The 26,284-nt window shown below is 58.5% G+C and carries 17 protein-coding genes; all 17 read left to right on the top strand.

The features are described from left to right. The first annotated feature begins 159 nt into the window (after window positions 1-159). The gene (locus PKO02S_RS22240) at window positions 160-3,645 is read left to right on the top strand and encodes an alginate lyase family protein (RefSeq protein WP_127586298.1); all 3,486 of its coding nucleotides are present in this window, start codon (window positions 160-162) and stop codon (window positions 3,643-3,645) included. A 161-nt stretch (window positions 3,646-3,806) separates the two neighbouring features. Further along, window positions 3,807-4,634 (top strand): hypothetical protein, encoded by an 828-nt coding sequence (locus PKO02S_RS22235; RefSeq protein ID WP_127586296.1) that lies wholly within the window; start codon window positions 3,807-3,809, stop codon window positions 4,632-4,634. 114 nt (window positions 4,635-4,748) lie between these two features. Next, on the top strand, window positions 4,749-5,210 hold the full coding sequence (locus PKO02S_RS22230) for a NanQ anomerase/TabA/YiaL family protein (protein WP_164821606.1): 462 nt from the start codon (window positions 4,749-4,751) through the stop codon (window positions 5,208-5,210). A 23-nt stretch (window positions 5,211-5,233) separates the two neighbouring features. Then, window positions 5,234-6,517: a stalk domain-containing protein gene (locus tag PKO02S_RS22225; protein WP_127586291.1), complete on the top strand. Its 1,284-nt coding sequence runs from the start codon at window positions 5,234-5,236 to the stop codon at window positions 6,515-6,517. 1 nt (window position 6,518) lies between these two features. Beyond that, on the top strand, window positions 6,519-7,769 hold the full coding sequence (locus PKO02S_RS22220; protein ID WP_127586289.1) for a CapA family protein: 1,251 nt from the start codon (window positions 6,519-6,521) through the stop codon (window positions 7,767-7,769). A 53-nt stretch (window positions 7,770-7,822) separates the two neighbouring features. Further along, window positions 7,823-10,114, top strand: coding sequence for a helix-turn-helix domain-containing protein (locus tag PKO02S_RS22215; protein ID WP_127586287.1), 2,292 nt, complete (start codon window positions 7,823-7,825; stop codon window positions 10,112-10,114). A 678-nt stretch (window positions 10,115-10,792) separates the two neighbouring features. Next, the gene (locus PKO02S_RS22210; protein WP_246067196.1) at window positions 10,793-11,719 is read left to right on the top strand and encodes an ABC transporter permease; all 927 of its coding nucleotides are present in this window, start codon (window positions 10,793-10,795) and stop codon (window positions 11,717-11,719) included. A 51-nt stretch (window positions 11,720-11,770) separates the two neighbouring features. Further along, window positions 11,771-12,667 (top strand): carbohydrate ABC transporter permease, encoded by an 897-nt coding sequence (locus PKO02S_RS22205; protein WP_127586285.1) that lies wholly within the window; start codon window positions 11,771-11,773, stop codon window positions 12,665-12,667. Window positions 12,668-12,750: 83 nt separating this feature from the next. Continuing rightward, window positions 12,751-14,448, top strand: a complete 1,698-nt coding sequence (locus PKO02S_RS22200; protein WP_246067194.1) for an ABC transporter substrate-binding protein — start codon at window positions 12,751-12,753, stop codon at window positions 14,446-14,448. Then, window positions 14,429-15,748, top strand: a complete 1,320-nt coding sequence (locus PKO02S_RS22195) for an arylsulfatase (protein WP_127586282.1) — start codon at window positions 14,429-14,431, stop codon at window positions 15,746-15,748. Before PKO02S_RS22200 ends, PKO02S_RS22195 begins: the two co-directional genes overlap by 20 nt. 46 nt (window positions 15,749-15,794) lie before the next feature. Further along, a complete protein-coding gene (locus PKO02S_RS22190; protein WP_164821605.1) occupies window positions 15,795-17,309 on the top strand; it encodes a sulfatase family protein in 1,515 nt (504 codons plus the stop codon). Window positions 17,310-17,329: 20 nt separating this feature from the next. Next, entirely contained in the window at window positions 17,330-19,243 is a 1,914-nt protein-coding gene (locus PKO02S_RS22185) for a DUF3604 domain-containing protein (protein WP_127586280.1), read from the top strand. Continuing rightward, window positions 19,230-20,357 (top strand): sulfatase, encoded by a 1,128-nt coding sequence (locus PKO02S_RS22180; RefSeq protein ID WP_164821604.1) that lies wholly within the window; start codon window positions 19,230-19,232, stop codon window positions 20,355-20,357. Before PKO02S_RS22185 ends, PKO02S_RS22180 begins: the two co-directional genes overlap by 14 nt. 400 nt (window positions 20,358-20,757) lie before the next feature. Beyond that, window positions 20,758-22,116, top strand: coding sequence for a sulfatase-like hydrolase/transferase (locus PKO02S_RS22175; RefSeq protein ID WP_127586276.1), 1,359 nt, complete (start codon window positions 20,758-20,760; stop codon window positions 22,114-22,116). Window positions 22,117-22,132: 16 nt separating this feature from the next. Beyond that, a complete protein-coding gene (locus tag PKO02S_RS22170) occupies window positions 22,133-23,185 on the top strand; it encodes a glycoside hydrolase family protein (RefSeq protein ID WP_164821603.1) in 1,053 nt (350 codons plus the stop codon). 17 nt (window positions 23,186-23,202) lie between these two features. Then, a complete protein-coding gene (locus PKO02S_RS22165; protein WP_127586273.1) occupies window positions 23,203-24,819 on the top strand; it encodes a sulfatase in 1,617 nt (538 codons plus the stop codon). Continuing rightward, a complete protein-coding gene (locus PKO02S_RS22160) occupies window positions 24,816-26,183 on the top strand; it encodes a sulfatase-like hydrolase/transferase (RefSeq protein WP_127586272.1) in 1,368 nt (455 codons plus the stop codon). Before PKO02S_RS22165 ends, PKO02S_RS22160 begins: the two co-directional genes overlap by 4 nt. The last annotated feature ends 101 nt before the right edge of the window (window positions 26,184-26,284 follow it).

Genomic DNA, 26,284 nt, shown 5'->3' with positions numbered 1-26,284 from the left:
AAGGCCCGGTTTACCGAGCCGAGGCAAGCCAAGACAAGCCAAAACAAGCCAACCGAACTGATAGAGCTAACTTCGGGTCCGACGTGCGCAGCCCGTCTGCGCGCGTTCCTATATAAACCCCACCGGGTGGACCAACATTTTGGACGGAGGTGTTCAGTGTTGTACGGAACGATTACAGGTAAGGAGGATTTCATCAGAGGAAAGACACAGAGGCGAAGCAATTGGATCAAGCTGGCGGTTACGCTGGCGATGGGGTTGATCGTGGCGTTATGGGGCGCTCAGGCGGCACGGGCTTATTCCGACACGAGCACAATGACGGATGCGAACTTTTTCGCGAAAATCAATCTGGATTACCCGGGTTTATCGGCGGTCAAATCGGCGGTCAATGCGAGCAACTACACGCTGGCGAAGTCGGAGCTGCTGACGTATTTCAAAAACCGCACGAACGTGTACGAGACGGACATGGGCACGACGCCGCTCACATCCCCGATGAACTCGACGCCGGCTCAACTGGTCAACTACCAATTCAGCTTCACGGACGGTCAATCGACGACGTTCCCGGTCGGCAATATCAACTGGGATTTGTATTGGAATCCGGCGGTGCCAACCCAGTATGGGGCCCCTCATTACTACATTTACGACTTCATGATGTATTACATCCTCACGCCGGCTTACACCGCAACCACGAACACGACGCTGAAGAACAGCTATGCGGATGCTTGGATGAAGATGGCGCTGGAGTACATTTCGGACAAAGGCAATGTGAACACCGGCTATGATGCAAACGCGAACAACTATTTGGACATGGCGAAACGGACCTCCGTCTGGATCAGCTCCTACATGGTGTTCAAGGAAAGCACGACGATCGATGCGAACGGCAATTCGGCGTACCTGAAGCATCTATGGCAAATGGCCGACCGGATTCATTCCGACATCGAGAACACGAGCGGGAACAACTGGTACATGAGCTTGGCGCGTTCCCTCTACTTGACCGGCGTCAATTTCCCGGAATTCAAGGATGCGGAAACTTGGCGGTACCGTGCGGAAGTCGCGGCTTACAAGTATGCATCGAACAACATCAAGGACGACGGCATGAACTACGAGACGACGGAAAATTACCACAAATATAGTCTCGATCTCATCAACGCGATTCAGAAAGCCGGCAATCTGAACGGCTACACGGTGCTGCCGGATTTGTCCGAGCTGCTCGAGCGGGGCGGCGAAGTGTTGATGGACATTTCGATGCCGAACTTCGAGGAGCCCAAGATCGGCGATTCCTCCAGCAAAAATATGGATATAACCGGCCTCATGAGCGATTACGCCGGGTACTTTGGCCGAACGGATTTTCAATACATGGCGACCAACGGCGCTTCGGGCACGGTGCCCACGACCACGTCGGTGCTGTATCCGAACAGCTTCGGCATTATGAAGAGCGGCTGGGGCACGAACGACAAATATTTGCTAGTGGAAAATTCGGATTCGAGCTACACCGGCTCGCATAATCACCCGGACGACCTCAGCTTGACGATGTATGCGTACGGCAAACGTCTGATCGCCGATCCCGGCGTGCAAGATTACTATAACACCCCTTCGAGCAACTGGCTGCGCCAGTCGACGGAGGCCCACAACACGATCGAGATCAACGGCGTAGCGCAAGGCAACAGCAATCGCCGCATTCTGAACTGGCAGTCCAACGGCGGCTTCGACTTCTACAGCGGCTCCCATGCGGACTATTCACCGATCACCCATACGCGCAAAATTTTCTTCGCCAAACCGGATTTCTGGATCGTTTCCGATCTGCTGACAGGCTCCACCGGTTCGGGCCGGACTTACAAGCAATTGTGGCACTTCCCTCCGACTACTATTACAGTGGACCCGACGACGAAGCGAGCCAAAACCAATTATGCCAGCCAGCCGAATGTGAAAGTGGTCCCGGCCGACCCTACCTTCGTTACGGCTACGGTTCATACGGACGGGTATTACTCCGAGGACGGCGGTCTGTTGACGAGCAATGTGCAGTTCCTTTCCTTCGACAAGACGGTTACAGCCGACACGTTCTTCGATACGGTGCTGTATCCGGAGCCGGCAGGCTCGAACAAGAACGTCACCGTCACCCGCCTGTCGATCGGAGTTACGAATCAAGTGGCGAGCGCGATGACGATCAACCACGACAGCGGCAACAACGGCAACGTCGGCACGTATTACTTGTCTCATGAGGCATCGCCGGCAACGCGCAGCTTCGGCACGTACAGCTACAACGGCGAGCTTGCTTACATCGAGAAAACATCCGGCGGCAGCCTGAAAACCGTCTCCATGATGAGGGGGACGCTGCTCAAGGACGGTACGACGAACCTGGTGAGCTCCACCGCTACCGTGCAAAACTTGTCCGTTACGTACAACGGCACCGTGCTTGAGCTGTATTCGAGCGAGGTGCTGACGCCTACGATTACGATCTACGCCCCTGGCGTGTCCACGGTGAAGCTGAACGGCAGCACGATCACCTTTACCCCAAGCGGCAGCAATGTCATTGTGGGCGGGGCGAGCATCCCGACTACCGGTACGACGGCGCTGACCGACGATTTCAGCGTGACCGGGCTGACGGCGCAAACTTGGGATTATGAAGGCGGCACGGCAACCGGTTGGAGTCCGGTGTCCGGAACTTGGAACGTCCAAACGGTCGGCGCTTCCAAAGTGTACTACCAAAGCGACCTGGCAGCGTCGGATTACAAAACGCTGACGACGACCAAGTGGGACGATGTGCTGGTGCTGGCCAAAGTGACGATCGACGGCAAGTCCGGCAGCAATTATTCGGCGGGCATTTATCCGCGCTACTTGAGTCCTACGCTCAACTACCATTTCCGCTGGACGGCGAATAACGGCACCCCGCAGCTGCGGATCGAGAAAAACATGAACGGCACGACAACCGTGCTGGCCAGCACGGCCTTCACGATGGTGATCGGTCAGACGTATGCGTTCAAGGCGGTGGCGAGCGGAAACACGTTGAAGTTCTACGTCGACGGGGTTGAGAAGCTGACCGCCTACGATACGGATATCCCGCTCGGATTCGTCGGGTTGTCGGGCAGCCGCGCCTGGAACTATTTTGACGACGTGACTGTCACCGAGGTGGCGAATGTACACAGCAAGTGGGATATCGGCAAAGGGCATTTCCTGATCAACAACAACGAGCTGTTCTCCGACAGCCAGGACGAGACGAACAGCGAAATTCGATCCCGCGTCCAGAACGATTGGAAGGATTACGCGGGCGAAGCCAAGGTGAAGGTGACGGCTTGGGGCGCCGCTCCGGGACGCGCCGGTCTGCTGATGCGCTCGCTGGGCAGCAATGACGGCTACCGGTTCATCGTGTACAACGACGGCACGACGCGCAAGCTGCGCATCGAGAAGGTGCAGAGCGGCCTGAACGCCGAGGCGACGCCGGTGACGCTGGCGGAGAAGACGTACACGTTCAACACGAACACGTACTATACATTCAAGGCGGTTGTGAAAGGCGGCGTGTTGAAGTTTTACGTGAACGGCACGGAGGAGCTGTCGGTGTATGAGCCGATGCTGTCGCGAGGCAGCTTCGGGCTGCACGCCTCGAAGGCGCAAGTGCGCTTCGACGATGCGAAGGTGGAGCTGCTGCCTTAATGGGTTAATGGTTTAACCCGGTCCGACGATAAGTCGGATCGGGTTTTTGAGCGTTTGTGGGGATGCGAACAGGCGGCAAGATTTCTAAAAGGACGTTGACAAAACGCAGCTGACGCCACTAAACTGGCGTTGAAACGGACATCGAATGGAGGCGATCCACCATGAACCGAAACAGAATCGTGAGCGTACCGACGCAATACTATCAGCATTTCGACGCGGACTTCGAGCGGGACTATCCGGGAGAGGGCTATGGCGGCTGGAAAAAAGCGGACCTCGAGCTGGACTTGTCCCGCACGGCGCTAGTCGTTATGCACGCCTGGGATTGCGGAACGCGGGAGCAGTTCCCCGGCTGGCACCGGACGGTCGAATATATTCCCCGCTCCTATGAGATCTGCGAGCGGGTGTTTCCGCCGCTGCTGCAGGCGGCTAGAACGTCCGGCCTGCGCGTATTCCACGTCGTGCGGCCGGACAGCGAGTATTATAAAGCGCTTCCAGGTTATCGGCATGCGGTTGAACTGGCAGGCGAACGGGTGGAAACGCCGGAACGGATCGCCTCGGACCCGGTTCGGGACCGGCTGTATCAGTTCCGGCGCGAGTTTTCGTTTCCCGGGCTGCATAATGTCGACGACATCGCGCGCGGACAAGCCCGCCTCGATTTCCCGGAGGAGGCGAGGCCTCTCGGCGACGAAGGCGTCGCTCAGAATGCGCCTCAATTGTTCGCGCTGTGCAAGGAGAACGGCGTCAATCACTTGATCTATGCCGGCTTTGCGATCAACGGCTGCTTGCTGACCTCGCCGGGCGGCATGTTCGAAATGCAGAAGCACGGCATGTTATGCTCCACGATCCGCCAAGCGGTGACCGCGATCGAGAACAAGGAGACGGTAAGCACGGAAACCGCCAAAGAAGTCGCTCTATGGTATGTGGCGCTGCTGTACGGCTTCGTGTATGAAGCTGATGATTTGATTCGGGTGCTGGATTCACAGGGGTAGGGATCCTGGCTTGGACTTTTGTAAAGACGGAGCAGCTTTTATCCGATAGAGGGAGACGTGTCCACCGGTTTGTGTTACGATCGTCTTAATAACAACGAAGGATGGGATAACCCGGTGATACTCGACCGTTTGAGCAATGCCGCCAACTACTATGGCATTCACCCGCAACTGGCTGCCGGCTTCCGATATTTGCAGGAGCATGCGGAATCGCTTCCGGGACTGGCGCCTGGCAAATATGAGATCGATGGCAACGACCTGTATTTTTTGGTGCAGCACTATAACACGAAGCCGCTTGCCGAGGGCAAGTGGGAGGCGCATCGCCGTTATTTCGATATCCAGTACTTGGCGGAGGGCACGGAGTTGATGGGGTTTGCGCATCTGGACCAGGTCCGCATCAAGAAGGAATATGACGAAGCAGGCGACTACGCTTTGTTCGAGGGCGACGAAGGCAGTCTCTGTGAAGTAACGGCAGGCTCGTTCGCTGTTTTTGCCCCGCAGGATGCTCACATCCCAGGCATTGCGGTCGACGAGGAACCGGCGCCGGTCAAGAAAATTGTCGTGAAAGTGTTGATCTAACTCGAATTGGAGAGGGCATAGCCATGAAACGTTGGCTTGGTTGTGTGCTGGGGTTGGTCTTCTTGTTTGGCCTGGGGTTGAGCTTCTGGAGCTCGCCGGCTTTCGCATGCTTTCGGGGGCCGACTACGATGGAGGAAAATTTTTTGGAGGCGCAATCCATTTTCACGGCAAAGGTGCTGAAGGTGGAGGCCGCTTACCCCTCGCAGCTGGTAGCGACGCTCGAGACGGTGGAGAGCTTGAAAGGAACGCCTGCTGCCTTCGTTTGGACCAATAACGATTCCGACCAATGCGGTCTCGCGCTTCAAGCAGGAAAAACGTATTTGTTCTATTCTCATGGAGCGGAGCTGCCATATGCAAGCGTGTTCGACGGATACTGGCTGTCCGATGTCCGAACGGATATTCGTCTCGCTTGGCTGCGCGAGCGGGTGAAGCCGGCGCCGGCGCTGCCTCCCCGAACGGATCGTCTGCTGCTCCATCGTCAGAACGAGATCCGGCTGTTTTTGGAGAATCGTTATCTCGGGAAGCCGGCTCGGGCGGCGATAGCGGATGATTCCGTCTATTTTCCTCTTGCCGTATGGGCGGAGACGTTCGGACTGTTGACGGACTGGAACGAAAAGGCAAGAACGGTATCCATTCGAAGCGCGGGGACCGCAGCCGGCAAACCCGAGCTCAAGGAGGCGAATCGCGATGAGCTGGCGACGCCTCCGGATTTCACCCAGGTTCCGCTGGAGACTGAAGTGACGTTCCCCTCTGTGACACTCAACGTGCAGGGCGAGCTGGTGAAGGACCATCCGGAGCTGTTTGTGTACGATCGAGAGCTGTATGTCCCTCTTCGCGCGGTTGCGGAGAAGCTGGGCTACCAGCTGGAATGGAGCGGAAGTCAGTCTGCCGTCACGCTCAAGCTGCCGATCGCGGATCAACGGGAGCCGAAGCTGTTGGGGATCAAATATTTGCTGAGCGATTGGGGCTATTTCTACGACGGTCGGACGGACGGCAGCCTGCAGGTGCTGAGCTTGGGCGGCGATTCGATCTCCTATACGGTCGAAGGGGAGATGATGCCGGCGATGACTGTTCCGTTCGAGCATGTTCTGCAGGAGGTGCCGGGCTGGAAAGGATTGCGGCAATACAAGCTTCAGTTTTATTTGAAGACGGAGCGCAGTGTCGTTCGGCTGCTGGCGTCGCCTGAGCTTGTCCATGCTTTGGAGAGCGATGCCGCCTTTCGGGAAAAAATAGGGAAAGCTATTGGAAAGCCTTGGGCGGCCGTCCCGGCTAACCGGGTCTTACATGTAACCGACTTCGAGGAGTAGGATGTTTACTTTTACCAAGATGGAAAAAATAGTAGGCTTGCTGCTGATCGTCATCTTGCTGCTGTCGGTCGGCATCGGGTTCGAGTTGTCCCGTCTGAATCCGGATTCGGAGCTCGCTGAAGCGCTGCCCGGGCATTCCGCAGCACCATCCCCGACTCCGTCTGCGGTGCAATCGGCGAGGCCGGCCCCCACTCTTACGCCAACACCGACTCCCACACCGACACCGGCGCCGGTCGTTTCGCAGGTCACTTTGGCCGCGATCGGGGATGTGCTTATCCACAACTCCGTCTACCGGGATGCGATGCTGCCGAATGGCGGAGGCTACGATTTCACCCCGATGTTCTCTCAGGTCCGGGACATGCTGCAGCGGCCGGATTTGCTAATGGCAAATTCGGAGTCGATAATCGGCGGGAGCGAGCTTGGCCTATCCTCGTACCCGCTCTTCAACAGTCCGCATGAGGTGGGCGATGCGCTGAAGGATTCAGGCGTCGACCTCGTCACCATGGCCAACAATCACGCGATGGACATGCGGGAGCCGGGTATTTTGGCCGCTGCAGCTTACTGGGATCGGATCGGCATGCCCTACACAGGCGCTTTCGTCTCTCAGGAGGACCACGATCGGATTCGCCTGCTTGTGAGGAATGACATCTCGTTTGCGTTCCTCTCCTACACGTATGGCACGAACGGGATCCCGGTCCCGGCGAACAAGCCTTACTTGGTCAATCGGACCCAGGATGCGGCGATGGAAAACGAAATCGCACGGGCGAAGCAACTCGCGGACGTCGTGGTGGTGGCGATGCATTGGGGCAGCGAGGATCAGATGGCGACGAACGCGAATCAGATCGAGCTGGCTCGAAGGCTGTCGGCCTGGGGGGCGGACATCGTGATCGGGACGCATCCGCATGTGCTGCAGCCTTTCGAATGGGTCGAGCGCGAAGACGGGATGCGGACGCTAGTCATGTATTCGCTCGGCAATTTCTTGTCGGCGCAGGATCAGCCGCTGGAGCTCATCGGCGGGATCGGCCAGATTGAAGTGGTCAAGACCGTCAAGAATGGAGCGGCCACGATCACATTGCAAAACCCGGCTTTCACGCCGACTTACAACCGCTACGAAAATTTTCGCAACTATCGCATTGTTCCCTGGTTGGAGCTCAGTCCGGGCGATTATGACAAAATGAACGGCCTGTGGTTGTCGGTGAAGGCGAGGATGATGGAGAAAATGCCGGAGCTGCGGTTCTTCGACGCTTCCTGATGTGATACTATAGAAGCAGACAAGAGCCGGCTACCGGCCTGGGGGGTGCAGCGGTGCGCAACAAAGGGAGGAGCATCGTCCTTAAGTTTTTGATACCCTATTTGCTCATTCTGATCGTGCCGGTCCTGATCGGGCTGTTCAATTACTACAAGACGCTGAGCGTCATCGAGACCGAGACGGCCAAGTCGAACATGAATATGCTGAATCAGACGCGAGGGGTCATCGATCGCCGCCTCGAAGAAGTGGACAAGATTGCCCGGCAAATTATGCTGGACCCGAATCTGATCTCTTTCCAGTACCAGGACGACCCTTTCGAGGGCTCGAACACGTTCCGCACCATCGAGACGCGCAAAAGCGTGCTCAACTACAATTTGTTCAACAACTTTATCTCCAGCTTCTATATCTACTACCCCAAGAGCGACTTGGTCATTACTCCTACTGTCATTTCCGATTCCGCTTCTTTTTATCGAGATATGGTCCGCATCACAGGCACATCCTACGAACATTGGATTGCCAAATTTATGAATCAGTATCACACTCGCACGATCGAACCGACGCAGCCTTATGTGGTGGAGGGCAAGGAGCGCGAGATGATCGCTTACGTGCAATCGCTTGGTTTTGTTTCGAACGTGTATGCCACCATCGTCATTCTGATCGACAATACGGAGTTCGTGAAGCTGATGAGCGGGCTCGACATTTCGGACGGCGGCTGGGCTTACATCGCGGATCGGCAAGGCAAGATCGTGAGCTCCATTTCGACGGCGAAAAATCAAGTTGAACCGATTGTCATCGATTCGGGCTACAAGAGCGGTACGATTTTCCCGTCGGCGGCTTCAGGCAACATGATGACGACCTACACGACTTCCGAGTCGAACGGATGGTCTTATGTGGTGTCGCAGCCGGCGCATATTGCGCTTGAGAAAGTTAACTATATTCGCAGCACGATGCTGACGATTTTATTGCTGTCCCTTGCGGCGGGTTTCCTATTCGCCCTGTTGATGGCGTATCGCAGCAGTCGACCGATCCGGTTCCTGATGAATTCGATCGGCTCCGACGTGGCGGATTCGGGGAAAACCGGCCGCAAGCGGGACGTGTATCAGCTGATCCAGTCCGGCATCTTCCAACTGAAGAGCAGCCACGACGCCTTGCAGCAGGAGATGGAGAAGCAGCGGCCGATGCTGCGGTTCGCTTTGTTCGAGCGGCTGCTGAAGGGCGAGCTGCCGTTGTCGGACGACATCCCGGCGATCATGGAGCGGCACGGCATCCGCATGGAAGGCCGCACCTTCGCGGTTGCCTTACTGTCGCTGAGCGATCATAATGAGCTGCTGCTGAAGGAAGATTTGCTCGAGATGGAGCGCAAAAGCTTGCTCGTCCAGGAGCTCGTCTCCCGGCTCAGCGACGAGGTGTTCCCGCATACGATCAGCGGCCATCAGGTGGCGCTGCTGTTCGCTTGCCGGGCCGAAGATGTCGGCGCCTGCCAGGTTTGGGTCGAGCAGCTGCTCGAGCAGCTGCAGCGGGATTTGCAGGAGGCGCGGTTCAGCCCCTCCGTCGGTATCGGCGACGTTTACACGCAGCTGGAGGACTGGTCGAGGTCGTTTCATGAAGCGGAGCAGGCGCTCGATTACAAAATCCGCAAGTCGCTGGAAGGCGTCGTCCGGTTTTCGGATTTACCGCAGGATTCGGGCAGCTACTACTATCCGGCGGAAATGGAGCTCAAGCTGATGAACCTGACGAAGGCCGGCAATCCGTCCGATCTCCGTAAGCTGTTCCTCGAGCTTTACACGGAAAATTTCGAGAAGCGGCATTTGTCGTCGGCGATGATCAAGCTGCTGCTGTACGATATGAAAGGCAGCCTCGCCAAGCTGGCGGAGCAGCTTGCGATCGAGGATGCGAGGCTGGGTTCCCAGCTGCAGGCCTTCTTCGACCGTTCGGACCGAGGGGAGGACGGCATGGAGCTGTTCCAGACGATCCAATCGATGTGTCTGGAGCTGTGCGAGGTCGTCGACCGCCGCAAGAAGAGCCACAACGATCAACTGCTGGCGGGCATCCTGGAGATGGTCCAGACCCAGTACCCTTCACCATCGTTCTCGCTGATCTCCGTGTCCGAGGCGTTCAATATCTCCGAGATTTACGTGTCGCATTTCATCAAGGAGCAGACCGGCATGACGTTCTCCGAGTACGTGGAGCAGCTGCGGATGGACCGGGCCAAGAAGCTGTTGCTCGATGACCGCTACACCGTGAAGGACATCGCCGAGATGGTCGGCTACAACTCGTCCAACACGTTCTGCCGCGCCTTCAAGCGCTTGAACGGGATCAGCACGACCGACTTCAAGCGGAGCGTGTGAGGCGGCGGGCCCGCGGGGATCGGAAGAGAGTAAAATTTGGTCTGGATGGCGATCAACTTTAAGGGTGGAGTGTGAGACGGGTGGCTTATGGGGCGAATGGGTGCAGTGGGTGAATAACGCTGTGAGACAGCGCTATTTGCTCCAAATCGGTGTGATGAAGAAACATAACGCTGCCGAATCACCTTATTCCGACATCAACCCGGCATGCTGACCCCAATTCCTTCAAATAGCGCTGTGCCATCACCTTATATTTCACGAAACCAGCAAAGCTTGGGAAATAAGATGATGGCATCACCTTATTTTTTGGCTAACACCAACTAATTCTGCGTAAACGCCCATGGGAGAGGGGAAACGTTACTCGAAATAAACTAACTCTGCTGAAACCGTCGCTGGTACAGGGAAATGTTACTCGAAATAAACCAACTCTGCAGAAAACGCCACTGGTGCACAGAGATGGTACTCGCAACGCACCAAACCTGCGGAACCCGCCCGCGCCAGGGGCCGGTCTACGCAGGGACGAGCCAGTACAAAGCGCCACAAACCCCTATTTCTAAGCAATTGCACACGCCCAATCCAATTGCATATCGCCAATCGCGGCTGCTGCACATGCGGCGGTCTATTTCCCATTGAATGCGCTTTCACGACGATCGTATACTAGCTTCAAAAGGAGGTGAACCAATGAAAGCGCATACGGCGCGATCGGCATGGAAACAAATCTTGCGGGGCCGGCAAATGTACCTCATGATGCTGCTGCCTACGCTATACATTATCATCTTCAAATACGTCCCCATGCTCGATGCGCAGATCGCGTTCCGCGATTATATCGTTACCAAAGGGGTCTGGGGCAGCGAATGGGTCGGATTTGAAAATTTTACGAGGTTCTTCCAATCATACGAGTTCTGGCGCGTCATGAAAAACACGCTGGGCCTCAGCCTGTATCAGCTGATCGCCGGGTTTCCTTTTCCGATTATACTGGCGCTGGCCCTGAATTTTATCGGCAACCGCACATATAAGAAGTGGGTGCAAATGATCATCTACGCGCCACACTTCATCTCGGTCGTCGTCATCGTCGGGATCGTGATCCAGTTCCTGGACCCGCGAACCGGCCTGGTCAGCATCGCCATGCGCGCCTTCGGGCTGGAACCGATCTCGTTCATGGGCAATGCCGGCTACTTCCAATCGATCTTCGTATGGTCGGGCTTGTGGCAGCATCTCGGCTTTAGCTGTATCGTCTACCTGGCCGCTCTCTCAGCGATCGACCCGCAGCTGCACGAGGCGGCCGTCGTCGAAGGAGCGAGCAAGCTTCAGAGAGCCTGGCATATCGACTTGCCTGGCATCATGCCGCTCGCGATCATCCTGCTCATCCTGAACACCGGGAACATCATGGACACCGGCTTCGAGAAGGTGCTGCTCATGCAGAATCCGCTCAACATCCGCTCCTCCGAGGTGATCGACACACTCGTGTACAAGATCGGGTTAGCCTCGCCGGCCGCCGACTTTTCCTACTCCACCGCCATTGGGCTGTTCAAGTCGGTCATCGGGCTGATCTTGCTCGTCTCGGTCAACCAGGCGGCCCGCAAGCTGAAGCAGGAGAGCCTGTGGTAACATGATCAGGCCGCCAAGCCACCAAACAAACTCACCTAGGGGGAGGCCGAGATGAAAGCCAGAACGATTCGCGAACGAGGCAGCGACCGCGTCTTCACGATTCTCAATTACACGATTTTGACACTATTCGCTCTAACCGTCACTTATCCGCTGCTCCACGTGCTCAGCAATTCCTTCAGCTCGCCGGTGGCGGTAGGAGGAGGCCGGGTATGGCTATGGCCGGTGGAACCGACCTTGCTGGGCTACAAAGAAGTGTTCACCTACGAAAGCGTCTGGATCGGATTCGGAAATTCGATTTTTTATACGGTAGTCGGTACGCTGATCAACATCGTCATGACGGTGCTAGCCGGGTATCCGCTGTCCCGCTCGGACTTTTACGGACGCCAAGTGTTCATGGGGCTGTTCGTGTTCACGATGGTATTCCACGCAGGGCTCATTCCGCAATACATGGTGGTCAAGGAGCTCGGCATGGTCAATACGCGCTGGGCGCTGATCATCCCAGGAGCGCTGACGATTTGGAACGTGATCATAACACGGACTTATTTCAAAACGACTATTCCCCAGGAAATGTTGGAATCGGCCCAAATCGACGGCTGCTCCGACTTCAAGTTTCTGCTCCGGATGGTCATCCCGCTCTCGGCGCCGATTATTGCAGTAAACGCCTTGTTCTACGCGGTGCATCATTGGAACGCTTACTTCAACGCCTTGATTTATTTGTCCAAATCGGATTTGTTCCCGCTTCAGCTGTTTCTCCGGCAAATTCTCGTGCTCAGCCACATCACCCCCGATATGCTCGACCAGGTGGACGATGCGGCGCGAAGACTCGGAATGCCTGAGCTGTTGAAATATACGTTGATTGTAGTGTCGACGCTGCCGCTTATGATTTTATATCCGTTTATTCAGAAGCATTTTGTCAAAGGAGTGATGATCGGGTCGCTGAAGGGGTGACAAGGGCGTTAACGTAGAGGTCTCAAGTGCTGCAACGGGGAAGACAGAAATTCGGTCGGATACAAAAAATGGGAGGGTTAAGCATGAAGAGAAAAATGGGGTTAGTGCTGGCGGCCGGAACAATGCTGCTGGGGACATTGTTGAGCGCATGCTCGAGCGGGGGAGAAAAAGGGAATGCGACACCTTCGCCTTCGGCATCGTCGATCGTGAACCCGGCGGGGCAATTGCCGATTACGAAGGAGAAGACGAAGCTACGCATTCTGGCGATGGGTCGGCCGAATATTGACTTCGCGACAAGCTCCGCGACCAAGTGGGTGGAGGAGCAGACGAACATCCAGATCGAATGGGAAGTGGCACCCGAAGGCCCGGAAGCACAGACAAAGCTGAACGTCGTGCTGGCGAGCGGCGATTATCCGGACATCATCATGAACTTCGGGGTCACGAATACGCAACAGCTGACCTATGGGCAACAGGGCGTGTTTATTCCGCTGAATGATTTGATCGACAAGTACGGCGTGGAAATGAAGAAAAACATGTTCGGCAAATTCCCGAATGCGAGGGCTGAAATTACGGCGTCGGACGGCAAAATATACGCTCTGCCCGTCATCTCGGAATGCTACCAATGCTCGTACGGCCAAAAAATGTGGATTTACAAGCCGTGGCTCGACAAGCTCGGGCTGAAGGTGCCGACGACGACCGACGAATTTTACACGGTGCTCAAAGCGTTCAAGGAAAAAGATCCGAACGGTAACGGCAAAGCGGATGAAATTCCGCTGACCGGGTCGATCGAAGGCAACCATACTCGCATCGACGAATTCCTGATGAACGCATTCGTACTGAACAGCGTCAAGGATTTTTCAGGGGCGTTCACGATCGAGGACGGGAGGCATATGTACGTCGACAAGGGCAAGGTCGTACCGGCGTTCACGCAGCAAGGCTGGAAGGACGGCCTCAAGTTCCTTAACAAGCTGTACGCGGAAAAATTGCTCGACCCGCAAACGTTTACGCAAAACCTGAAGCAGCTGAAAACAATTGGTGAAAACAAGGAAGCGATCGTTGGCGCAACCTCTGCGATCGGAGTAGGGACGTTCACGCAATACGGCGGACCTAGCGGCCGCTGGTCGGAATATGTCGCTGTGCCGCCGCTCAAGGGGCCGACGGGGCTGCAAGTGGCGCCTTATAATCCCGACGCGATTCGTCCAGGCGAATTCATCATTACGAAGGCGGCGAAACATCCGGAGGTGGCGATTCGTCTCGCAGACTTCCTGTACAACGAGGACGTGACCTGGAGACTGCAGAAAGGCACGGAAGGTTTGAACTGGCGCAAAGCGAATCCGGGCGAGGTCGACATGATGGGACGGCAGGCCGTATTCGCTCAACTCGCGCCGATCGCCGAAGAGAAGAGCAACAACAGCTGGTTCCAACGAGGAGTGTTTGCTACCCCTGATGCACAGCGGTATACATCGGTCGTCGATCCGAAGGCGCCTAAGCCGCAGCCTGTCATTCTATACGAGGCGACGAAGAACTTGTATGAGCCGTATGCTCAAAAGCCGGACACAATGATCCCGACGCTGTTCTTCACCGTAGATCAGAGCAAGCAGGTCGTGGATTACTCCAAGACGATCAGCACCTACGTAGACGAGATGATCGCTCGTTTCGTTACCGGCGATCTCGACATCGACAAAAACTGGGATTCGTACTTGAACCAGCTGAAATCGATGAACCTGCAGAAGCTGATGGACATCTACCAGGTCGCTTACGATGCCAAGACCAAAAAATAGTCGGCTGCGGCCGAACATCATCTTCATCCTCGCGGACGATCTGGGCTTTGGCGATCTGGGCTGCTACGGGCAGTCGCTGATCCGGACGCCGAACCTGGACCGGATGGCGGAGGAAGGGATGCGGTTCACCAGGCATTACTCGGGAGGCCCGGTTTGCGGGCCTTCCCGGGCTTGCCTGATGACCGGTCGGCACCAAGGAAGCGGCTACATCAAGGGCAACCCGGTGCAGGGCAACGACATCCCGTTCCGACCGGAGGATACGACGCTGGCGGAGGTGCTGCAGCGCGCCGGCTACGAGACGGCGTGCATCGGCAAGTGGGGGTTGGGCAAGGGAGGCACGTCCGGCTTTCCGACGGCCAAGGGCTTCGATTATTTCTATGGCTATGACTCGCATAAGGCGGCACATGATTATTATCCGGCGACGTTATGGAGAAACGAGTCGCTGGTAGACGTTCCGCCAGGCGCGTATAGCCATGATCTGTTCACGGAGGAGGCGCTTGCTTGGCTGCGGCGCGGCCGAGTCCAACCGTTCATGCTGTACTTGGCTTATACGATTCCGCATAGTCCTTATAACCCGCCTGATTCCGAACCTTATTCCGACATGGAGTGGCCTGAGTCCTACCGCAACTATGCGGCCATGATCACCCGGATGGATCGCGATATCGGGAAGCTTCAACACGCCTTGCGGGAGCTTGGGATCGACGAGAATACGCTCGTCGTGTTCGCCAGCGACAACGGGCCGGGCAGCGAGTACACCCCGGAAATTCGCGAGATGGTGAAGTTTTTCCGCAGCGCGGGGCCATACCGGGGCATGAAGCGGGACGTGTACGACGGCGGTATCCATGTGCCGATGCTCGTTCGCTGGCCGGGTGTCGTGCAAGCGGGAGCGGTAAGCGAGCACGTATGCGGCTTCCAGGACTTCCTGCCGACGCTGGCGGAGCTGGCCGGTGCAGAGGTGCCGACTGCGGTGGACGGGTTGTCCATGGCGCCGACTTGGCTTGGTCTGGAGGACCGCAGGCAGGCGGTGCACGAAGAGCTGTACTGGGAGTTCATCTCGATGGGCGCGGTGCGGAAGGGCAGGCAATCGGCGATCGACGTGCGCACGGGCTGGAAGGTCGTCCGCTACGGAAGCCAAGGCGCTCCCGAGCTGTATCGGCTGACGGATGACGAGTCGGAGTCGAACGACGTCGCCGCATTGTTCCCGGAGGTTGCTCTCAGGATGGCGGCCAGGCTCGATGCGCTGCGCGGACCGAGCGAGCTGTGGCCGATGCCGGAGACCGGCGACAAGCCGCCTGTGTAGGGAACCATCGAGTGAAGCCGTTGTACGGAAGGAGGAGAAGGTTGGCATGAAGGATAAGAGTAGGCCTCATGTACTATATATTATGGCGGATCAGTTTCACGCCGATTGTCTTGGCATCGAGGACCGGCAGGTGCGGACGCCGCACTTGGACCGGCTCGCTTCGGAGGGAGTTCGATTCTCGCAAGCTTATTGCAACAGCCCGATCTGCGGACCGTCGCGATGCACGTTCATTACGGGGCAATATCCGCACACGCACGGCATTCTCGGCAACGACATTTATGAGCTGGACGACCGGAACGAATCGACTTTGTCGGCTTTGTTCCGCCGCTCGGGTTACCAGACGGCGGTTGTCGGCAAGTCGCACATGGTAGGCGCTTGGGATCGAGAAGGCTTCGAGCATATTCGCTATTGCGACCTATGCGACTGCGATCGCAACGATCCGATGCAGAACCACTATTTCCGCTATTTGCATGAGCTGGGGCTGACGGATGCCTATGACTTGGGCACTTTGAAGGCGGAGCATCCGGGAGCGCGCGTGCGGGCGTTCGATTCGCTGATTCCAGACGCGCATTCGTTGGAAACTTGGACGGGTAATGAGACGCTGCAGTTTCTGCGGGAACGGGACGAGCGGCGGCCGTTTTTCGTCCATATGAGCTTCCAGCGGCCGCATGAGCCGTATACGGTGCCGTTCGATACGGGACTGCTGTACGATCCCGACGAGATCGAGCTGCCGCCGGGGATACGCGACTTGTTCGAGCGCCGGTTCGCCGGCAAGCCGGAGAAGATGCGTCGACTGGCCGGAGTAGTAGGCGGGATGCCGTACATCCCTGAGAGCGAGGCCGATCTGCGGCGCCAGCTGGCTTTCTACTACAGTCTGATCACGCGGATCGACGAGCAGATCGGACGGGTGCTCGACTATTTGCGCGAGACGGGCGAGTACGAGAATACGATCGTCGTGTTCACGGCCGATCATGGCGATTTTGCCGGCGATCACGGGATGGTGAACAAGAACATCGGCATTTACGAGTCGATTCATCGCATTCCGTTCGTGCTGAAATATCCGGGCGGACCGGCTGGGGTACGGCTGAATGGCATTATGGAGAGCATCGACATGTATCCGACGTTGTGCGAGCTGTGCGAGGTGCCGCTGCCTGTGTCGTCTGTTCCCGTTGAAGGGCGCAGTCTGGTCTCGGTGGTTGAGGGGTTAGAGGCTGGCAAGCCGCATACGGTGTGCGAATGGTCGTCCCCTCGCTACGAGGCCACCGTCAATGCGATTCGTACGGATCGCTACCGGCTTGTCTACTACGGCAAGGGCGAAGGCGAGCTGTACGATTGCGCGTCCGATCCTGACGAAGTGGACAACCGGTTCGAGGATCCGGTATATGCGTCCGTGCGGCTGGAGCTGTTGGAGCGGATGTTCGACCATATCAACGAATATCGGTTGAAGTCGTCCAACTCGCTGTCGAAGGAGGTCGGGCGCCGGACCCGCAATACGATGACGCGGCTGCTGCATACCGGTCAGCGGAGCTGGTCGGAGGTTGGCCCCCTGTACCGCAATTGAATAGATTCGGAGGGACATCTATGTCGCTAACGATAGGGAACGAGGTGCAGGCACACTGCTCCTCGAATCGGCAATTCGAGTACGAGCTGATTTGGCGGCCGGAGCGAAACTATGTGCCGGGTACGGAGGTGGAGCTGCGCGCAAGGTATTTTCGGCAATACCATGAGTGGAAATTCCACTATGCCGAGATGGAAGGCGCCGAGCTGTTGTTCGGCGGGGACATCAACCGCGCGGGCTTCGATTCGTTCCAGAACAAGAAACAGCACATTATGCTGAAGGTTCGCCTGCTGCGGATGGTGACGAAGGGGCAGCCCGTGAAGCTGCGCCTGACGGCCACTCCGCCGCTCTTCGCGGGGCTTGATCTGGAGCTCTTGGTGTGGACGCGCGAGGCGCAGCCGATGGCCGCGAAGGACGCCGAGCCGAAGCCGCTGCTGAAGGAGGAGGACGCCGGCTGCACGCTGACCGTCGTCGCGGGGCCGGTCGAGCGCTTCTCTGTCTACTCCCGCCCGGCTGCCGGTGCGGACGGGAAGGTGCGGACGGCGTTTGTGCCGGAAGACCGCTATGGGAACCCGGCCCGATTCGAGCGGCCGGTACGGGTGAGCTGGAGGTGGGTTGGTGCAGGTGCAGGTGTAGGTGCCGGTGCGGGTGCCAATGCTTGGGACGCTGCTGCTGAGTTGGAGCTGTCTGAGGCGAAGGTTTTGGAGCTGGATGCGTCTGTGGTCGCGGCGGGAGGGGATCCGGCTGCGAGTGCAGCTTCTGCATCTGCATCTGCATCTGTCGTCGTTTCGATCCGGATGGAGGAACTGGGGCTGCAGGAGAACATCTCGAACGGGACGGTCGATGGGGAGTATTTGGTCGTGCGCGGCAACCCGGTTCTGACTGGGACTCGTCGCGGGTGGGTGGCAGCGTTCGGCGACATTCATTGGCATACGCAGGAAGTGGCCGGTGCGGACGGAGGCCGTCCGATGACAGAGGCGCTGCGCAGCGCACGGGATGCGTTGAACATGGACTTCGCCGCGCCTGGCGATCATAGCCCCCAGGGAGCGGAGTGGGAGCGGACCGCCCAGATCGTAGACGCGTTCAACGAGCCTGACCGGTTCGCCACGATCTACGGCTGGGAGAACTCGACGAATCGCGGTCACGAGAACTATTACTTCACCGATCCCGATCATGCGGCGGTTTGCATGGGACGGGCGGGGTTCAAGCCGGGCGATCTGGAGACGGCTACCGCGCATCTCGACGGCTGCAGCGAGTTCATCGCGGTCCCGCATCATACGAACAGCAACGCGACGATGAAGAAGGACGGGGTTCCGGCATGGCATCCTTATAACTGGATGGAGCCTCGCGAGTACCGGCGGCTGGTGGAGATCGTGCAGAACCGCGGCAATATGGAGAAAAACGACTATTCCGACGCTTGGCGCGGCTTGGTGCACAACCGGGCGTCGGTGCAAGATGCGCTTGCCATGGGACATCGGCTTGGGTTCACCGGCGGCACGGACAATCATGTCGGCTGGCCGGGCCGGGTCATCTACGAGAATCGGCGCAGCGTCATCCTGACCGGAGTCTGGACGGAGCGGGTGGAACGGATGAGCGTCTACCAGGCGCTATCGAACCGCCGGACGTGGGCGGTATGCGACACGCGGGCGCTAGTCTGGTTCACCGTCAACGGAGAGCCGATGGGCGGTGACCTGGAAGTGACGGCGGGTACGCCGCTGACCGTGCACATTCAGTTGGAGGCGGAGGCGCCGCTGCAATCGATCGAGCTGGTGTCGGAAGGCCGCACGGTATGGGCGTCGTCTTCCGTAACGCCTTCGGTCGACGTACAGGTGCCGCTCGGGGAAGCCGCCAAGTCCATGCATGTGTACTTGCGGGCGCTTCAGCGAGACGGCGGTTTTATGTACGGCAGTCCGATGTTCATCGATGTCCATGACTAAGCGGAGGCGGCGCAAGCCGAATATAGTTGTGCTGCTGATTGACGACATGGGCTGGAAGGATGCCGGGTTTATGGGCAGTACGTATTACGAGACGCCGCATATGGACCGGCTGGCCGCTGAGGGCATGCGCTTCGACAGCGCCTACGCTTGCCCGAACTGCGCACCGAGCCGGGCTTGCCTGATGACCGGCTTGTATCCGCCGCGGCATGGCATCTACACCGTCGGCTCGCCCGAGCGGGGCGATGCGGAGGGGCGGCGGTTGATCCCACCGCCGAACCGGACAGTGCTCGAGCCCGAGTTTATGACGCTGGCCGAAGGGCTCCGGCCGGCGGGTTACGCCTGCGGCCATGTCGGCAAGTGGCATCTCGGCGAAGGGCCGGCGAGCGGACCGGAAGGGCGCGGCTTCGATTTCAATGCCGGCGGCATTCAGAAGGGCCAGCCGCCGGCCGGCTACTTCAGCCCGTATCGGATCGCGACATTGCCTGACGGGCCGGAGCAGGAGTACCTCACCGACCGGCTGACCGAGGAGGCGCTTCGTTATATCGAGGCTCATGCGAATGCGGAGAAGCCGTTCTTCCTGTACTTCGCGCATTACGCCGTGCACAAGCCGCTGCAAGGGAAGCCGGAGCTGGTCGAGAAGTATGAGTTCAAGCCGGTGGACGAGGGCAGCGGTCATTTCCATCCCGTATATGCCGCTATGCTGGATAGCACGGATCAGAGCGTCGGCCGTATCATAGCCAAGCTGGAGGAGCTTGGGATGAGCGAGGATACGGTTGTGATGCTCCTTTCCGACAACGGAGGATTGGGCGGCTATGCGGCGGAGGGGCTGCTGTCCGAGGATGTCACCTCGCAGGCGCCGCTCCGCGGGGGCAAAGGGATGTTGTACGAGGGAGGTATCCGCGTGCCGATGGTCGTTCTTTGGCCGGGCGTAATCGAGAAGGGCAGCCAATGCGACGTTGCGGTGTCGCTCATCGACGTGTTCCCGACGCTGATGGAGCTGGCGGGAGTGGACGACTCGGCTGAAGCAGACGGTGGAATGGGAGCCGTCGACGGGGTGAGCCTGCTGCCCTTGCTGAGGCAGACCGGCGAGTGGCGGAGGGATACGCTGTACTAGCATTTCCCTGCGTACCTCGAAGGAGGAGGCGGCACATGGCGTACGAAGCCGGGAGCGGCGCTACGGCACGGCAATTGGAAGCTGATCGAATTTTTCGAGGACGCCCGGCTCGAGCTGTACGACCTGGCGGCCGACACCGGCGAGCGAGTGAACTTGGCCGACGCGCTGCCGGAGCTGGCAGCCGAGCTGCACGAGCGGATGCTGCGATGGCGGGAAGAGGTCGGTGCTCCGATGCCTTATGTAAAGGCATAGAGCGCGCTTGGATAGGGAGTCGGTACGTGAAATGGACTGATTGCTGGAAAGTGAAGCCGCTAGGAGCGGGAGTTGGTGCAAAATTGAACTATTTCTATTGGCCGCACCCGTGCATCGACACCGACCTGAAGGAGCGTTAATCCTACCTATGTCCAACACAATTCTGGTCATGTCGGACCAGCATAATCCGTTTGTATCATCCGTCTATGATCAGCACTCGCTTGTCAGGACCCCGCAAATGGAGCGGATGGCTGAGCGGGGGACGTTGTACCGCAACGCCTATTGCCCGTCGCCGCTCTGCATGCCTAGCCGATCGGCGTTCATGGCGGGGAAACGAGTGCACGAGCTGCAAGCCTACAGCAACTGCACGTTGCGCGTACCCGGCGGACATCCCGCCTATGGACAGATGCTGGCCGAACAAGGCGTGCATACCGTTTATATCGGCAAAACCGATGTGTTCGCCCCGGGCGAGGAGCTCGGGTTCTCCGAGCTGTTTCTGCCGAAGGACCGCAAGGCGCCTGGCGACAAGCACATCGGTCGTCGTCCCTTGACGATCCGCCATGGCGCGGCGAAACGAGCGGAGCGGGTGGGCGTCCATGCCGGAGCCTTCGACGAGGATGAAGAGGTCATGGCGCGTGCCTTGTTATGGCTGGCTGCAACTGCACCTCATATTTCGCAGCAACCATGGACGCTCACGATCAATCTGACGAATCCGCATCCGCCGTTTTGGAATACGTCGGACGTTTGGGAGCGCGCTCCTGGAGGGGATCTCCCCCGTATCGGGGCAGATCAGCCATCCGCACAGCACCGATACGCACGAGAGCTCCGCAACCATTTCGAGACACACCTCTACACCGAGGAGCAGGTCCGCAACATGCGGCGGGCTTATTACGGAAAGGTCGATTTCGTCGACCGGCAGTTGGGCAGGCTGATCGACGAGCTGGACCGGAGCGGGATGGCGACATCGACGAACTTGATCTACGTGTCCGATCATGGGGAGATGTTGGGCAAGTTCGGCCTTTGGTGGAAAAGCTCCCTTTACGAGGATTCCGTGCGAATTCCTTGCCTCGCGATGGGGCCGGACTTTGAGCCGGGTCGCGAAGTGATGACGCCGGTAGATTTGCACGATGTGCAAGCGAGTTTATTCCGAGCGGCAAGCGGTGCAGCAAGACCGCCGGATTGGATCGGAACGCCTCTGCAGGACATTCCGCCGGACGATCCCGAGCGCGTTGTGTTCTCCGAGTACCACGGACACGGCTGCCGCTCTGGCGCTTATATGATCCGCAACCGAGACTGGAAGCTTATATATTGCATGGAAGCGCCGCATCAACTATTCCACTTGGCGAACGATCCGGAGGAGCTGCACGACGTTTTCACCGATTTTCCGCACGTGGCGGTCAAGCTGGAGGAACAATTGCGGCGTATTTGCTCGCCGGAGCTCGAGAACGAGAAGGCGCACGCCTTCCAAACGCTCCAACTGGATGACCTGCGCAACCATTATGAATAACGAAGGAGGGGGAGCAATGGAAATGGAAGGCTCCTTTATGCAGAAGCTGCTGCCGGCCCCAGTGGGCAAAGGATTTTTGATGGAAGGATACTGGGTGTGGTGCGGCTCCGTAATTAAAGGAGAGGATGGCCGCTATCATATGTTCGCCTCGCGCTGGTCTAAAGAAACGCCATTCTGGCCGTATTGGGTCACGAATTCGGAGGTCGTCCGCGCCGTGTCGGAGACGCCGGAAGGGCCTTTCCGCTTCGAGGAGGTCGTGCTGCCGGTGCGTGGCGAGCAACACTGGGACGGCATGATGACGCATAATCCGACGATTCATCGACACGGAGATACTTACCTGCTGTTCTATACGGGAACGACTTATTCCGGCGGCAGACCCGATTCGAGCAGCCGCGATTATTGGGGCAATGAGAAAACGGCAGAAGCTCGGCGCAACCAGCGCGTCGGCTTGGCGACGGCCAAGTCGATTCACGGCCCGTGGACTCGCCGCGACGAGCCGGTCCTTCACCCGAGACCGGGGTATTGGGACGGGCTGATGACGACGAATCCCGCCGCCTGCGTGCTGCCGGACGGGGGTGTGTTGCTCGTGTACAAGTCAACGGGACACCAGAAGGACCGGCTGCGGCTCGGCATTGCCAAGGCGGCTCATTTCGAAGGGCCCTACGAGCGGCTGCGCGCCGAATCGATCTTCCAATTCCCCGAACACGGGGAGCACGGCGAGCATGTCGAGGATCCGTACATCTGGTACCGGGACGGCCGTTACGAGCTGATCATGAAAGACATGGAGGGCGGCATCTGCGGCGAAAAACACGCGGGCATCCATGCGACATCCGCGGACGGGATCCATTGGGACGTGACGCAGCCTCCGCTCGCGTATTCGCGAACGGTCCAGTGGGACGATGGCACAACGACGGCGCAAGGCTCGCTGGAACGGCCGCAGCTGCTGATCGAGAACGGTGTGCCGACGCATTTCTATGCCGCGACGGGCAATCGCGGGGGGATCTATACAGCGGATGAGGCGGATCGGTCCGACCATACGTGGACGCTAGTGATTCCGCTGCGCCGCTAATTGAGGGGGAGTCCGAGATGAGAGCGATACTCGTCATGATCGATACATTGAACCGCGAGGCGCTGACCGCTTATAACCCGGACAGCTGGGTACAGGCGCCGAACATCGAGCGATTCGCTCGGCGCAGCGCCGTGTTCACGAACCATTGGGCCGGTTCGCTGCCTTGTATGCCGGCGCGACGGGATTTGTTTACCGGCCGGCTGAGTTTCCTGGAGCGGGGCTGGGGCGGGCTCGAGCCCTTCGACGTCACGCTGCAGGAACAATTGACGCGGGGCGATGTGTTCTCGCATATGGTGACCGACCACTACCACTATTTCGCGACCGGCGGGGAAAATTATTGCCAACTGTTCACGACATGGGATTTTCATCGCGGTCAAGAGTTCGACCCGTGGGTGTCGACCGTCCAGCCACCGCCGCTGCCGGAGTCGTACTTGGGACGAGTGCATCCTCAGTATGAAAGGAACCGCTCTCGATTCCAGCAGGAGATGGACTTTTCCGGTCCGCGAACGATGCAGGCGGCTTGCGATTGGCTCGACGCGAATTACGAGGCCGACCGCTTTTTCCTCATGGTCGAGCCGTTCGACCCGCATGAGCCGTTCGACAGCCCGGACGAGTATTTGGCGCTGTATGCCGATACGTACGACGGACCGCGCTACGATTGGCCGAACTACGGCCCGAACCGGGAATCGCCGGAGGCGTCCGAGCATTTGCGCAAGCGGTATGCCGCGTCCCTGACGATGATCGACCGCTGGTTTGGCAAGCTGCTAGACAAGCTCGATCAGTATGCGATGTGGGACGATACGCTTGTCATCCTGACGACGGATCACGGGTTTCTGCTGGGCGAGCACGAGGCGCTTGGCAAAAATGTAATGAATGTCTACAACGAGCTCGCTCATTTGCCGCTGATGGTGCATACGCCTGGAGGGCTTCGAGCAGGAGAGCGAATCGATGCGCTGACGCAAAATATCGACCTCATGCCTACGCTGCTGGAGCATTTCGGGTTGGAGGTGCCGAGCGAGGTGCAGGGCGGCTCTATGCTGTCGCTGCTGGAAGCGGCGACGGATACGCCTGCGCGGTTGCGCGAGGCCGCCTTGTACGGATACTTCAGCATGGACGTCAATGTCACGGACGGGACGTATACGTACATGCGGACGGCAGTGCGGCCGGACAATGCGCCTTGCTACTTGTACACGGCGATGCCGACGGCGTTCCGCAGCTTCGTGAAACGGCCCGATATGAGCGAGGTAGAGCACGGGCGGTTCCTGGCGCATACGGATTATCCGGTGCTGCGCTTCCCTGTGCGCGGCGTTGGCCCGGAGCTCGGGCATGCGCCGATGAAGCGGGAGACGCTGCTGTTCGATCTGCGCGACGACTACCGCCAGCAACGGCCGATCCGCGATGCCGGGCTGGAGCGCCGGATGGAGGCGGCGATGGCGAAGGCGATGCGGCTGGCCGGCGCGCCGGAGGAGCAGTATGAGCGGCTCGGGCTGGAGAGCGATGCTTCGGCTGGTAGGGGACGGGAAGATCTGGCAGCGGCCGATCATGAATCCGAGACGGTGACTGCGCCTTCGACCGCTCCTTCGGGAACGGCCGCTGCGACTGTTCCGGGACCCGAGGGGGGAGCTGCGAGATGAGCGTACGCCCGAATGTGCTGTTGATCCAGACGGATCAACAGAGCTGTTGGACGCTCGGCGTCTATGGAGGCACTGTTGTGGGGACACCGCATATCGACTCCATAGGCGAAGGCGGGGCTGTGCTCCGCCAATGCTTCACCAATTCGGCGTTATGCACGCCTTCGCGAGGCTGCTTCGTTACGGGTCGCTACCCGCATGCCCACGGCGCCTTCGCGAACAATCGGCGTCTCGGGGAAGACGAAGTGACGTTGGCTCGACTGCTCCAGAATGCTGAATACGATACCGGCTACATGGGCAAATGGCATCTGGACGGCACGCCTCGTCCGGGTTGGATGGAGCCGGAGCGCTCACAGGGGTATGCGGATTGCCGCTACATGTTCAATCGCGGGCATTGGAAGACGATCGAGGACGCTCCGGAAACTGGCGGAGGCGGGTCGCCGGTCGTTGGCGAAGGGATCGGGGATGAGCGGACGTATACCACCGATTGGCTGACGGACAAGGCGATCGCCTTTTTGCAGGAGACGAGGCCGAAGCCGTTTTTTCTTCATCTCAGCTATCCGGATCCTCACACGCCTTATTCGGTCCGCGAGCCTTACGCCTCGATGTACGATCCGGACGACATGGAAGTGCCCTCGACATTCGCGGCAAGCGAACGTCCTCGCGGGATCGGCGGCGAATCGCATACGGACGTGCGGGGACGCTGGGATGCGCGGAAGCTGCGGGAGGCGAAGGCGCAATATTGCGGTGAGGTGAAATGCATCGACGACAACGTCGGTCGGTTGCTGGCCGTGTTGGCGGAGCGGGGGCTGGCGGAAAATACGATCGTCGTGTTCACTTCCGATCATGGCGACTACATGGGCGAGCACGGACTGGTGCACAAAAACAACCTGTACGAGACTGCCTACCGCATCCCGATGCTCATCCGCTGGCCGGTGGCGATCGCGCCCGGCACCTCGGTGGACCGGTTGATCGGTCTGGTCGATTTCCAGCAGACGATGGCCGGGCTCATCGGCCTCACGCCTAGCGGGCGGGAGCAGGGAGCGGATGTTTCTCCTCTGTTGCGAGGCGAGGCGGCGACAGCGGTGGCTAAGGAGCCTTGGCCGGATGAAGTGTTCCTGTACCATGACACCCAGCGCAAAATCGGGCTATTTACGCAGCGTTTCCAGCTTGTGTACGTGGAAGACGGGGACGACATTTTGTTCGACCGCTTGAACGATCCGCTGCAGCTGGTCAATTTGTTCGGGCGGGCGGAGCTGCGCGCGGAGGTGGAGCGGATGACCGCTTCTCTCATCCGCCACTGCGAGCGCTATGCGAGCCCCGAGCTGGGCTGGCTGAGGGAGAAACTGTTGAAGGCGCACAGGTAGAAGAAGCTCTAGACGGCTACCACGTGGCCGCTCGGCGTGCTGAAAGCTCGATTTCGTGCTTAGGCGAAGTCACGCGGCCGCTGGGCGTACTGTAAGCTCGA

The organism is Paenibacillus koleovorans NBRC 103111, from assembly GCF_004000845.1.
In the GTDB taxonomy this organism is placed as follows: Bacteria; Bacillota; Bacilli; order Paenibacillales; family NBRC-103111; genus Paenibacillus_AA; species Paenibacillus_AA koleovorans.
The sequence above is the reverse complement of the archived record's forward strand: the minus strand, read 5'-3'. Positions and strand labels throughout refer to the sequence as shown.